The organism is Halomonas sp. CnH100-B (genome assembly GCF_024124605.1).
Taxonomy (GTDB): domain Bacteria; phylum Pseudomonadota; class Gammaproteobacteria; order Pseudomonadales; family Halomonadaceae; genus Vreelandella.
In genome coordinates this window covers 396,584-408,893 of sequence record NZ_JAMXRX010000003.1, presented here as the reverse complement: position 1 = coordinate 408,893, position 12,310 = coordinate 396,584, and the positions used below count along the sequence as shown (strand labels likewise).

The window sequence follows — 12,310 nt, the reverse complement described above, 5'->3', positions numbered from 1 at the left end:
AATGAAGGTTCACCACCATGCAGGAGTACGCCACGCTGCGGGCCTTTGTGGCCGTTGCCCATACCGGCAGCGTCTCAAAGGCGGCCGAGCAGCTCCACCTGACCCAGCCCGCCGTTAGCCTAAAGTTGAAGCAGCTACAGCAACATCTGGGACTAACGCTGTTTACCCGCCGCCCGCAAGGGTTAACGCTGACCGCCGATGGTTACGCCTTGCTACCGGCCGCTGAAAATGCCCTGGCCAGCGCGCTGGCCTTCGAGCAGAGCGCCAGCGCTTTACACAGCACCCTGCGGGGCAAGCTGCGCATTGGCACCATTGTTGACCCGGAATTTATTCGCTTGGGTGATTTTCTCAGCCGCTTGATGGCCCGCGCGCCACAGCTGGAAACCGAGCTTCACCACGGCATGAGCGGCAGCGTATTGGACAACGTCGAGCAGGGGGAGTTAGATGTGGGCTTTTTTCTCGCCCCGCCCGGCGAAGGCACTGGCAATCCTACGCTAGCATGGCGAGAGTTAACCCACTTTCACTACCACGTGGTGGCACCGCCGGGCTGGGAAGCCAAACTTGCCGACACCCGCTGGGAGGCGCTTGCGCAACTGCCCTGGATTGTGACCCCCGCTGTGTCAGCGCACTCCCGGCTACTCAAGCGAGCGCTAGCCGCAAGCGGCGCGACCCCGAACCGTGTTGCTCAGGTCGACCAAGAGGCGTGTATGCTGGATTTAGTCAGAGCAGGCGTGGGCCTGAGCCTAGCGCGAGACGCGCTGGCCATGGCCGAACGCCAAGAGAGCGGCTTGGCGGTGGCGGACAACGTTCGCCTGCCCTGCGCATTAAGCCTGATCTGGCGCAGCGACCGCGCCACCGAGCCTACGATTAAGGCGGCGCTGGACACCCTCGATACGGTATGGCCGCATCGTCTAAGGTCGCTGTAAGGAAGCGGAACCTCTCGACACTAATGGGCTCAATAACGAGCATTGATTCGTCACCGCCACCGGAGTGTTTACAATGATCCGATTTCCCTCTTTTCGCCCTTTAACCCTGTGCGTGATGGCCGCCGCCGGTCTGGCAAGCGCATCGCTTCACGCGCAGTCCAATAGCGAGGCGACCTTTGCTGGCGGCTGCTTCTGGTGCATGGAACCGCCTTACGACAAACAGCCGGGCGTGAGCGCCACCATATCCGGCTACATGGGCGGCGAGCTTGAGAATCCGACCTACGAGCAGATCTCCCGAGGCGGTACTGGCCATGCGGAAGTCGTGCAAATTGAGTATGACGACAGCCAAATCAGCTATGAACAGCTGCTGGAGATTTTCTGGCGGAACATAGACCCCTTCGCCGTCGACCGCCAGTTCTGCGATAGCGGTGATCAGTACCGGTCGGCGATCTTTTATCATAATGATGAGCAGCGGGCCTTGGCCGAAGCGTCGAAAGCCGAGATGGAAGCCCGTTTCGATCAAGAGATAGCGACTCAAATCGTTCCTGCCAGCGAGTTTTGGGCAGCCGAGGAGTATCACCAGGATTACTACGAAAAAAATCCGCTGCGCTACAAATTCTACCGCCTGAGCTGCGGTCGGGATGACCGTCTAGAAGAAGTGTGGGGCGAAGAAGCGGGCGGCCCTACTGTCGAGTAATCTCACCCCGTTAGCCTCAAAACGCCAAGGCGGTTGATTCGCCTTGGCGTTTTTTATGGAACGATTCCCTATGCGCCCTGCCCTACTAGCAGGTTTATATGATGGCGACTCATTCATTTGGGCAAACCGCCATTTTTCTACTAAGGTAGAAAGTCAGCATTAATAGACCAGTCGGCTAAAGGGCTGCTCTATCTGATTAAACGCCCCGTTGATCTAAAGATAGGAGATCTTATGAGCAACACCATTACGACAGTGAACCCGACCACCGGCGAAACGCTTGAGACCTATGCGCTGATGGATGAAAGCCAGGCCAAGCAGGTAGTCGAGGCCAGTCATGAGGCGTTTCTGGATTGGCGGCTCAAACCGCTCGAGCACCGCGCCAAGGTGGTGAAAGCCATTGGCGAAGCAATGAATGCGCATAAAGAAGAGCTTGCCGACCTGATGGTCAAAGAGATGGGTAAGCTGCCCTCGCAAGCGCGCCAGGAAGTGGATCTTTGCGTCGGTATTTGTGATTACACCGCCGAACATGGCCCCACCAAGCTGGCCGATGAAGAGCGCAAACCCGGCAACGGCGAGCGCGGCATCGTCACCTACTCCCCCATGGGCGTGATTTACGGCATTCAGCCGTGGAACTTCCCTGCTTACCAAGTGGTGCGCTACTCCATCGCCAATATCATGGCGGGTAACAGCGTGCTGCTAAAACACGCTGAAAACGTGACGGGCAGCGGCCTGCTGCTGGAAAAAATCTACCGCGAAGCGGGCCTGCCGGAAAACGTTTTCCGCACACTGCTGATTTCACACGATGTGTCCGACACTGTCATCGCCCATAAAGCCGTGCGTGGCGTGACCTTGACCGGCAGCGACGGCGCTGGCCGCAAAGTGGCCGCTAAAGCCGCCGAGCATCTGAAAAAGACCGTACTGGAGCTAGGCTCCAACGATGCCTACTTGGTGTTGGACGATGCCGACCTGGACGTGGCGGTAGATACCTGTGTGTCTGGTCGCGTGTTTAACGGCGGCCAAACCTGTGTGGCGGCAAAACGCTTTGTGGTCACCGAGAAAAACTACGAAGCGTTCAAAGAGCGCTACGTGGCGCGCATGAAGGACTTGAAAGCGGGCGACCCGACCAAAGAAGATAGCGACCTAGGCCCGATGGCCCGTGTCGATCTTCGCGACGGCCTTCACGAGCAGGTGGAAGAGAGCGTGCGTAAAGGCGCGAAAATCCTCTGCGGCGGTGAGAAGCCGGAAGGCAAAGGGGCATTCTACCCGGTCACCGTGCTGGATAACGTCACCCCCGGCCAGCCCGCCTACGACGACGAGCTGTTTGGCCCGGTTGCCGCGTTGATTCGCGCCAAAGATGATGAAGACGCCATGCGCATCGCCAACGACAGCCGCTACGGCTTGGGCGGCGGCATCATCTCCAAAGACGTGAAGCGCGCCACCGAGCTTGCCAGCAAGTATTTCGATACCGGTATGGTATTTATCAATGGCTTTGGTGTGGCAACGCCTGAAATGCCGTTTGGCGGCGTGAAGGATTCAGGCTATGGCCGTGAGCACGGCGGCTTTGGTATGCACGAGTTCGTCAACGCTAAATCGGTGATTGTGGTGCAAAGCTAACATCGCCAAGCCCATCGGCTCACGATGGGCTAACCCATAAAAACGCCGCAGTGTCGTTTCACGACCTGCGGCGTTTTTGTAAGTGGCGCATTTTAAAAGTGGCGTTAGGCGAGTTTTTGCTGCCGACGCTGCCATAGCGTCACCAACAGTGCCACCACCAGCCAGCTTACCAGCGCGGCAATCACGTCATCCAACACAATGCCCAACCCGCCGTTAACGTATTCCGCTAAATGAATGGGGGGCGGCTTCAAACCATCGAAGAAGCGATAAACGCCAAACGCCAAGGCCAGTACTAGCGGATGGCGAGCGGCTGTTAGCCCCAGCACTACCAGCGGGAAGGCGACGTACTCATCGGCGACAATGCTACCGTGATCCAAACCATCGTAGTGCCACGCCGCGATATGACACACCGGCACCGCGGCCACCAGCATCAGCGCGATGATGGCAGCCTGCTGCCCGGTCGGGCGACCCAAGAGCCACCACGCCAACGGCAAGCCAATCAATGAACCAAAGGTGCCTGGCGCAACGGGCGCTAGCCCCAGCCCAAAGCCGGTAGCTAGCCAAAAATTAAACGTATCGAGCATTAGCCAGCCTGCTGTGCCTGACGTTCAAGCTCCGCCGCCATCTCTGGCGTTAGGTTTAGCGCGCTGGCGAGTTGATCCAACCATGCCCGCTCCATGGGGTTTTGGTCGTCAATCACTGCCACGCTGATCAGGTACATCTCGCGGGCCGCCTGGGGGGAATCCGCCTCACGGGCGAGTGCCTGGGCATCCAGCGGTGCTTTTAACTGCTGTTCCACCCAGCGGTGCATCTCCTGATCCGCGCCTAGGGCATCGATCTGATCGGTGATTAGCGCCTGCTCCTGCTCATCGATATGACCATCCGCCCGGGCGGCCATGATCATCGCCTGCAGCAGCTCCAGGCTGCGGCGCTCTTGATACTCACCGCTCAACACCTCGACACGCTCGCCTTCTGATGAGGATTGGGTCGCCGCTCCTTTCTTTTCCTGAGAGCTTTGCCATGCTTTCCACGCCAGCATGCCTACACCCGCAATCGCGCCATATTTCAACGCTTTGCCGCCCATGCTGCGGCCACGTTTTGAACCCACCAGCATGCCCATGGCACCGCCGCCCAGCAGGCTTTTCACATCAAAACCGCTGGAACCGCTGCTTTGACGCGTACCTTGGCTGCTATTACCGCCTAAATGGCGGGAGAGCCCATCAATCACGCCTTTGACATCCATGCCGCCGCTGCTGCCTTTGCTACCACTGGCCTGGCTCATCAGCTGCTGCAGAATTTTGCTTGCGTTCATCCTTGCACTCCTCAATAAACATTCGTTCGACGGATCGAACGCGGGTCGTTTAACCCTTGTTATAGCGCATGCTACATGAATGCAGCATGAATTAACCTCGCGTTAGCGCTCAGCTCAGCGTCCCTTTCACCGCGACCGAACTGCCATGACGGCTAGCGCTCACCTCAATACGAACCGGCATCTGCTCTTTGAGTTCGCTGACGTGGGAAATAATCCCAATCATGCGGCCGCTCATTTGCAGCTCGCTCAGCATGGCAATGGCTTGATCCAGGGCGTCTTGGTCCAGGCTGCCAAAGCCTTCATCAATAAAGAGCGTATCGAGCTGAATACCGCCCGCGTAGGCCTGCACCACATCGGAAAGCCCCAGCGCCAGCGACAGCGCCGCCATAAACGACTCCCCACCAGAGAGCGTGGCCACCGGGCGATTTTTTCCGGTGTAGGTATCAGCCACGTCTAGCTCTAGGCCAGACGCTTTATTGCCTTTGGAGGGGTCTTCCCGGCGCACCAACTGGTAACGCCCGCGGCTCATGCGCACCAAACGTTCAGACGCTTGAATCAACACATCATCCAGCAGCACGCCCAGCACGAAGCGCTGCAGGCTAATGCGATGGCCGGTGCGGCCATTGGCGACGTCGCTCAGCGTGCCCCACAGCTGGTATTGGGCTTCAAGCTCCGCCTGGGAGGCGTGGGCAGCCGCCAGCTTTTGGTGAATGTTTTGCAACGTGGTTAATCGCCCATCCAGTTGCCGCCAGGTCTCTAGCTGGCTGTTTTCTTGGGCCTGTGCACTTTCAGCCTGGGCAGTCAGTGCGGCGAGATCCGGCGGCGTTTTTTCCGCCAGCTGGGTTTGGTAATTCTCTAGCGCGCCCTCAAGCTCGGCCAAGCGGCGTTGATACGCCTCCACCCGATGCGTCAGCTCATGCCGCTGGGCATCATTCAGTTGGGCGGCCTGATATTCCGCTTCATCACCAAAGGGGCTAGCCTGCAGCGCGGCCTGCCACTCGATGTGGGCCTGCTGAAGCGACTGCTCGCTACGCTCGACCCGCTCGTTCGCTCCGCGTAACTGCTCTTCCGCCCGCGCCAGTTTGGTCTGGCTAGTCGAAAGTGCTTGTTGAGCGCTCTCCCAGGCCTTTTCAAGCTGGGCGATGTGCTGCTCCAGCTCAGCCAGGGTTTGGCGCATTGCCTCAGGATGCCGGGCGTCTTCCGGCAGCGACTGGCTCAGCTGATCACGCTGGCTCTCTAGGCGTAACGCGCTCTCTTTCGCCTTTTCCACCTCAGGACGCTGGGCTTTAAGCTGCTTATCCAGCGTGCCCCAATCACGTCGCAGCGACTCCCGGGCAGCGGTTTGCTGGCGAATCTCGGCCTCAACCTGCTCCCGGCGCTGTACCTGTTGGCGCAGGTCTTCATAGGCCTGTTGTAGTGCAAGCAGCGGCTGGCTAGCCCACTCCCCCAACTGCTGGGTAAGCCGCTGAGCCTGCTCGGTGTGGCTGTCGATGTGTTGAGCGAGCTGATGGTGGTGACGCTCTGCACGTTGCAGTGCCTGGCGCGCCTGTTCTTGCGCCGTTCTAGCGTCTTCCACCTGTGCCTGGGTGACCAACTCGGCGCGATTTATCGCTGGGGCGGGATGCTCCAGGCTGCCACATACCGGGCAGGGGGAATTCTGCTCAAGGGTCAGCGCTAACAACGCGGCCTGGCCCTGGTGCCAGCGCATCTCCTGCTCAGTGGCGTAGCGTTCGGCACGCTCGGTCTCGCCTTGTTGGTGGCTGAGCGCGTTTTTAGCCTGCTGCTGTTGCGTGGTTAACCCCTGGCGCCGCTGGGTGAGTTCATCCAGCTCTTGGCGCAGGGCTAGCAGGTGGTGATGGCGGCTTAGCTCAGCGGGGGCGCTCGCCAGTTGCTGAAACTCACTCTGCAAGCGTTCCAGGTGAACGCCAATGGCTTCGCCCTGCTGGCGAATGCCATCTAGCTGCTGCTCATCGCGCTTAAGCGCCTCATCGGCTTGTTGCCAGGCAGTCTGAGACGTTTGAAAGTGCCGCTGCAGCTCACTGAGCTGCTGGCTCTTTTGAATAAACTCTCCCAATTGACGGTGCCGCTCCCTTAGTTCAGGAAGCTCTACCTGACGCTGGCGCGCCGATTCTAACGCCTGCTGCGCCTGCTCAGCGCTAGTGCGCTGCGTCGTTAACGCGGCATTCGCCTGGTGCTGTTCCGCCTGAGCGGTGGCCAACGCCTGCTGCGCTTGGTCTAAAGCGGCTTTTTGGGGGCGCAGCGCTTGGGCATGGGCGCTTTGCGCTAACCGTAACTGGCTGTTTTCGACCTCGCCGCGCTGCTCAAAATGGCGAGCTTTATCGGCAGCCAGGGCGTCCCGAGCCTCGAATTGGCGCTGCAGCGCCAGGGCTTCATCGCGCTGCTGTTCCGCGCGGCGGCGTTGCTGCTGCGCCGTTTCAAAGCGCTCACGCGACAGGCCTACCTGAGGGGTAAGCGCCTCCAGCTCTTGCGCCAACGCGGCTTCGCTCTCAAGCTCCCCCCCGGCAAGAATGCCATTGATATGCTGGCGATGATCGCTCACCGCCCGCTCGATTTGATTGGCCCGAGTGCGCAGGCGCTCTTCAATACGCTGGAACACCTGGGTTTGAAACAGCTGGGAGAAAATGACTTCGCGCTCTTTGGAGCCTGCCAGCAGCAGTTCGCGGAACTTACCCTGAGGGAGCACCATCACCTGACGAAACTGATTGGCGTCTAGGCCTATTAGCGCTTGCAGCTCCGCCGTGGCGTCGGTGACCTTTCGCGCCACTAGGCACTCGTCCTCCTCACCTTCCGAAGTGAGTCGCCACAGCTGAGCTTCTGCGGTTTGTGTCGTTGTGCCTTCGCCGCTGGCCTTGGGGCGCTCCTGCAGAGGCACTCGGCGCACCCGATACATGGCATCACGCAGGCGAAACGTCAGGCTGACTTCGGTGAGCAGAGAGGCATCCGCCTGATCGCAGCGCATTTGAACGGCGTCCCGCTCGTTGCCGGTGGTCTGGCCGTACAAGGCAAAACAAATCGCATCAAGGATCGAGCTTTTACCCGCGCCGGTGGGGCCGTTAATCAGAAACAGCGGGCTTCTGCCCAGCGCGGTGAAGTCGATGGTTTCGCTACCGGCAAAGGGGCCAAAGGCCTGCATGGTCAGCGTTAATGGCGTCATGCTTGGCCCTCCTGCTCACGGCTCAGGGTAGTGATCAACTCGCCCATGGCACGGGCCTGGGCGTCGCTCATTGGCTCGCCGCTGGTTTGAGCGAAAAAGTCGCTGAACATATCCAGCGCGCTGAACGCAAGCCGCTCGCGGTCTAGCTGTTGGCGGCCTTTTGCTTCCAGCATGCCGGGCTTTTCCAGGTGCAGCACGTTGGGGTACACCGCCCGCAGTTTGCCCATGGGGTCGAGAATGGCGTGGCGGTCGGTGAGGCGCACCAGCAGATAGTCATCGGCGTGGGGGTCAGCGGCCCCTTGGGCCAGCAGCTGAGCCAGCTCACCTTCCAGCACGCGGACATCCCGGCGGGGCAGCAGCGGATGGTGGGCTATTTGGGTGACGCCTTCGCTGCCCACCTCAACAAGGGTGACGCCTTTGCGCTGGGTGGCTTCGGAAAAGCTGTACTTTAGCAGCGAGCCGCTATAGCGAATATGCTCGCCACCGCGAATCTGGGGGCCGTGAAGGTGGCCCAGCGCCACGTAGTCAAAGCCCTGCATGGGTTCCCACGCCACGCTTTCCGCCCCACCTAGGGTGAGCGGGCGTTCGGAGTCGCTGGCGGTCCCGCCATCCACAAAACAGTGGCTCATCAGTAGCGTCGGGCGTCCCGGCTGGCGCTGCGCCTCAATACGCTCCAGCAGGTAGCGGTGGGCGCTGTCGAAGTCGCGCACGTCTTCGCCAAATTCGCTGCGTACGTACTCCGGATCGGCGTAGGGGATGCCGAAGATATCCACCGTGTCATCGCCAATCGTGAGCGTGACCGGCTGGTCGCAGGTGGCTAGGTCGGTGAGAATATGCAGCCCGGCCTGGCGCAGGTGGCGGGCGCCAAACCCCAACCGCTCGGCACCGTCGTGATTACCGGAAATCATCACGACCGGCAGGCCGCGCTTCTCGCACAGCTCGCCCAAGACCTCATCCAACAGCGTGACCGCCGCTGCCGGGGGCACCGAGCGGTCGTAAATATCGCCCGCCACCAGCACGGCATCCACCTGCTCGCGGTCGATGATCTCCAGCAGCTGCTGCAACACATGACGCTGGTCTTCCAGCAGGGAAAGGTTGTGAAACAGCCGCCCTAAATGCCAATCGGCGGTATGAAGTAATCGCATGACAGGCTCGACACAGAAACGTTAGCTGCATCATAACAACCTGACACCGCGACGCTAGCGCTTAGGGAGTGATGGGCAGCCGCCGCTTGTGCGCCGAGCGCTGGTAGGTTTGGATAATGGTGGCACGGGCGCTCTCGCTTATTTGCTCGCCGGTAAGAAAGGCATCGATATCCGCATAGCTAACGCCCAGCGCTTCTTCGTCGGCGAGCTGTGGTTTGAGGGTTTCCAGGTCGGCGGTGGGCTGTTTTTCCACCAGCGCTTCCGGTGCCCCTAGCACGGCACCAAGCTGCCGCACCTGGGCTTTGGTCAACCCGGTGAGCGGCGCAATATCGCAGGCACCGTCGCCATACTTGGTAAAAAAGCCCATCAACGCTTCGGCCGCTTGGTCGGTGCCTACCACCAACCCTGCGTTGGCGCCTGCTACGGCGTACTGGGCCACCATCCGCTGGCGCGCTTTAATGTTACCCAGCACGAAATCCCGTTGATGGGCGTCGGTAAAGCCCAGCCCACCGGCTTCAAGCGAGGCCAACAGCGCATCGCTGGCCGCCTGAATATTGACCGTCAGTACGTTATCCGGCTGGATAAACGCTAGCGACTGCTGGGCGTCTTCTTCATCCTGCTGGGTGTCGTAGGGCAAACGCATAGCGTAGAAGTGCGCCTCGACTCCCTCTTGGCGGGCTTTTTCTACCGCCCGTTGCGCCAGCCGCCCGGCCACAGTGGAATCGACACCGCCACTAATCCCCAGTACTAGGCTCTTCTGCCCGGTGCTCACTAGCTGGCGATATAAAAATGTCACACGACGCTCCACTTCCTGCTGTGGGTCGATGGTGGGAGACACTTGCAGCGCTGTCTGGATATGGGCCTGATTGGCTTGATGGTTGATAGCACTCCCCTGCCCCTCTACCACGGCTGAGTGATGCTCCGGTAGGCGCTTCAGCGCGTAGTGGGCGGCAGCTAAACGCACCTCGTTGCGGTCACCGGAAAAGCGCCGCGTCTCGGATATCAGGTAGTACTGCTGCTCATGGTAAAACGCCCAGGCAAAACATACCGTACCTACTGGAATGCCGTCGTGGGGCTCTGGCCCGGCAATGCCGGTATTAGCCAGGGCCACGTTGGCATCGTTGTTGGTCAGCGCCCCCAGCGCCATCTCTTTGGAGGTGGCCTCGCTGGTTAATCCGCACGTCTCAATGGTATGGGCGCTCACGGAGAGATAGCGCTGCTTTGCGTCCGGGGAGTAGACGGCCAGGCCGCAATCTATTGATTGGCCGCTGCCGGGCACCCGCGCCAGTTCCGACACGATCAGCCCAGCCGTGCAGGACTCGGCGGTGGCGAGTTTCAAGGCGTGTTTTTGCAGATAGTCGCGGACATGTTCGAGCAGTTCCATTGCCATTTCCTTTTTTGGGGGTATGCCTGCGTGTTGAAATCCCTCAAGCCACTATAAGTAATCCCTGCCATTTGTCGAAAGGCGGCCAACCCACCCCGGCACGCCGTTTCGCGCTGAAAGCCGCATACAAAAAGCCCCCATCGCAGGATGGGGGCTGAAGACTTACCGGATAAATTTAATCTAGATTAGTCTCGAAACGCATCCGGATAGGTCGTTAAGTCAACGCCCCACAGCATCGGCAGCAGGAAGTAGACCGCGGCCACGATGAGGAACATCGCAATGATGTTCAGCCAGAAGCCGTTACGCACCATCTCGATGATTTTGATTTTGCCGGTGGCGAAAATGATCGCATTGGGCGGCGTGCCCACGGGCAGCATGAAGGCGCAGTTCGCCGCCATGGCCGCCGGTACCATCAGCACGAACGGGTGAATATTCAGCGCCAGCGCCAGCGACGCCAGTACCGGCAGGATCATGGTGGCCGTGGCCGTGTTGGAGGTGATTTCGGTCAGGAACAGCACCATACCGGTGGCCAGCAGAATCACTAGCAGGAAGTTCACGCCTTCCAGCACGCTCATTTGGCCGCCAATCCAGGAAGCCAGACCCGACGAGCCAAAGCCTGCAGCAATCGCCAAGCCGCCGCCGAACAGCAGCAAGATGCCCCACGGTACGTCTTTGGCCACGTCCCACCCCAGCAGGCAGCCGCCTTTGTTGGGGGAAGGAATGAGAAACAGCGCCACGGCAGCGGTAATCGCAATCATGGTGTCGTTAATGCCTGGGATGTTAAGGATCTGGCCTTGCCATAAAAACGACCGAGTGATCCAGAAGAACGCGGCGAACAGGAACACACCGAGTACCGCCTTCTCTTCGAAGGTGATCTTACCCAGCGCCTCTTTCTCTTTACGGATCAGCGCTCGACCGCCCGGCAGTTTGGCGAGCTTGATCGGGTAGATGAAGCGCGTCAGCATCACCCAGCCAATCACCAGCAGCGAAACGACCACCGGGAAAGCGAACATCAGCCACCCCGCGAAGGAAATCTCGACGCCAAACAGTTCATTGACGATGGCTGCCAGGATAATGTTCGGCGGCGTGCCAATCAGGGTGCCCAAACCGCCAATGGTGCCGCCATAGCCCACACCAAAAATCAGCGCTTTGCTGAATTTATCGATCTCGTCGCTGTGGTCCCCTTCGGTTTTGTTCAGCTCCTGGGTGACCTGGTAGACAATCGCGGTGCCAATGGGCAGCATCATCATGACGGCGGCGGTGTTGGATACCCACATGGACAAAAAGCCCGTTGCCGCCATGAAACCGAACACGATGCTGTTAATGCTGGTCCCGAGCACGGAGATGATCGACAGCGCAATACGCTTGTGCAGATCCCACTTCTCCATGGCCAAGGCAATCATGAAGCCGCCCAAGAACAGGAAGATGATCGGGTTACCGTAAGCCGCCGTGACGGCGCTACCCTCCAGCGCACCGGTAATGGGCAGCAGTATAATCGGCAGTAGCGAGGTCACGGGAATGGGAATGGCCTCGGTGATCCACCACACCGCCACCCATAAGGTGGTGGCCAACACCATGCGCCCTTCGAAGCTCAGATCGGCCGGGTGGAAAAACAGCACCACCAGTGCAAACAGCAGCGGGCCCAGCACCAGACCGATCGTCTGAGCCCGGTTGTAGGCAGGGGGTTTTGGTGGTTGGCCGCCGGGGCCGTGATCGTCTTGGGCGTCGTGTGACTCTCCGCGCGATGCAGCGCCACCCGCACTCGAGGTCGGCAACGCACACATCAGGAGGTTTTTGACTTGGTCGTGGGAGTGCCAGAGGTGGTCCCACAGCGTCATCGTGGCAGTTCTGCGCATTATAAATGTACCGCTCGCAGTCAGGGGGAACGAAAGGGCTCAGGAGGTGGCTGGCCCGATGGCATGTCTAACCAACGCCACTGGCGTTTTCGGTGCCCTTTATTCACTGCAATAGGCCATTAGTCCAGTCAATTGGCGACGATTACAACCAAAGTCTAACCACTTTAGTCGCAATGTTTAGTCACTACTAACATTAAACGG

At 59.6% G+C, this 12,310-nt stretch carries 9 protein-coding genes; 3 read left to right on the top strand and 6 right to left on the bottom strand.

Features of this window, described 5'->3' with window-relative positions; translation table 11 throughout:
- Positions 1-17 precede the first annotated feature (17 nt).
- The 3 genes from NH398_RS08560 (at position 18) to NH398_RS08550 (ending at position 3,237) form a co-directional block, all read left to right on the top strand.
- The gene (locus NH398_RS08560; RefSeq protein WP_253017857.1) at positions 18-926 is read left to right on the top strand and encodes a LysR family transcriptional regulator; all 909 of its coding nucleotides are present in this window, start codon (positions 18-20) and stop codon (positions 924-926) included.
- 73 nt (positions 927-999) lie between these two features.
- Positions 1,000-1,623, top strand: a complete 624-nt coding sequence (gene msrA, locus NH398_RS08555) for a peptide-methionine (S)-S-oxide reductase MsrA (protein ID WP_159342910.1) — start codon at positions 1,000-1,002, stop codon at positions 1,621-1,623.
- A 231-nt stretch (positions 1,624-1,854) separates the two neighbouring features.
- Complete coding sequence (locus NH398_RS08550; RefSeq protein WP_253017856.1) at positions 1,855-3,237, top strand: NAD-dependent succinate-semialdehyde dehydrogenase; 1,383 nt, start codon at positions 1,855-1,857, stop codon at positions 3,235-3,237.
- A 104-nt stretch (positions 3,238-3,341) separates the two neighbouring features.
- Here NH398_RS08550 and NH398_RS08545 read toward each other — a convergent pair whose 3' ends face one another.
- The 6 genes from NH398_RS08545 to NH398_RS08515 all read right to left on the bottom strand — a co-directional run bounded on the left by NH398_RS08545 (position 3,342) and on the right by NH398_RS08515 (position 12,109).
- Positions 3,342-3,821, bottom strand: coding sequence for a phosphatidylglycerophosphatase A (locus tag NH398_RS08545; protein WP_253017855.1), 480 nt, complete (start codon positions 3,819-3,821; stop codon positions 3,342-3,344).
- Complete coding sequence (locus tag NH398_RS08540) at positions 3,821-4,549, bottom strand: tellurite resistance TerB family protein (RefSeq protein WP_253017854.1); 729 nt, start codon at positions 4,547-4,549, stop codon at positions 3,821-3,823. Before NH398_RS08540 ends, NH398_RS08545 begins: the two co-directional genes overlap by 1 nt.
- Before the next feature lie 109 nt (positions 4,550-4,658).
- Positions 4,659-7,724, bottom strand: coding sequence for an SMC family ATPase (locus NH398_RS08535; RefSeq protein ID WP_253017853.1), 3,066 nt, complete (start codon positions 7,722-7,724; stop codon positions 4,659-4,661).
- Positions 7,721-8,869 carry an exonuclease SbcCD subunit D gene (locus NH398_RS08530; RefSeq protein WP_253017852.1) on the bottom strand — a complete coding sequence of 383 codons (1,149 nt, stop codon included), beginning with the start codon at positions 8,867-8,869 and terminating at the stop codon, positions 7,721-7,723. The genes NH398_RS08535 and NH398_RS08530 overlap by 4 nt, the downstream gene beginning before the upstream one ends.
- A 61-nt stretch (positions 8,870-8,930) precedes the next feature.
- The gene (gene nadE / locus NH398_RS08525; protein ID WP_366070317.1) at positions 8,931-10,253 is read right to left on the bottom strand and encodes an ammonia-dependent NAD(+) synthetase; all 1,323 of its coding nucleotides are present in this window, start codon (positions 10,251-10,253) and stop codon (positions 8,931-8,933) included.
- Between the two features lie 185 nt (positions 10,254-10,438).
- The gene (locus NH398_RS08515) at positions 10,439-12,109 is read right to left on the bottom strand and encodes a DASS family sodium-coupled anion symporter (RefSeq protein WP_253017851.1); all 1,671 of its coding nucleotides are present in this window, start codon (positions 12,107-12,109) and stop codon (positions 10,439-10,441) included.
- Positions 12,110-12,310: the final 201 nt, after the last annotated feature.

Coding starts and splice junctions, on each gene's coding strand:
- NH398_RS08560 (WP_253017857.1), top strand. CDS start 18: ATGCAGGAGTACGCCACGCTGCGGGCCTTTGTGGCCGTTGCCCATACC.
- msrA (WP_159342910.1), top strand. CDS start 1,000: ATGATCCGATTTCCCTCTTTTCGCCCTTTAACCCTGTGCGTGATGGCC.
- NH398_RS08550 (WP_253017856.1), top strand. CDS start 1,855: ATGAGCAACACCATTACGACAGTGAACCCGACCACCGGCGAAACGCTT.
- NH398_RS08545 (WP_253017855.1), bottom strand. CDS start 3,821: ATGCTCGATACGTTTAATTTTTGGCTAGCTACCGGCTTTGGGCTGGGG.
- NH398_RS08540 (WP_253017854.1), bottom strand. CDS start 4,549: ATGAACGCAAGCAAAATTCTGCAGCAGCTGATGAGCCAGGCCAGTGGT.
- NH398_RS08535 (WP_253017853.1), bottom strand. CDS start 7,724: ATGACGCCATTAACGCTGACCATGCAGGCCTTTGGCCCCTTTGCCGGT.
- NH398_RS08530 (WP_253017852.1), bottom strand. CDS start 8,869: ATGCGATTACTTCATACCGCCGATTGGCATTTAGGGCGGCTGTTTCAC.
- nadE (WP_366070317.1), bottom strand. CDS start 10,253: ATGGAACTGCTCGAACATGTCCGCGACTATCTGCAAAAACACGCCTTG.
- NH398_RS08515 (WP_253017851.1), bottom strand. CDS start 12,109: ATGCGCAGAACTGCCACGATGACGCTGTGGGACCACCTCTGGCACTCC.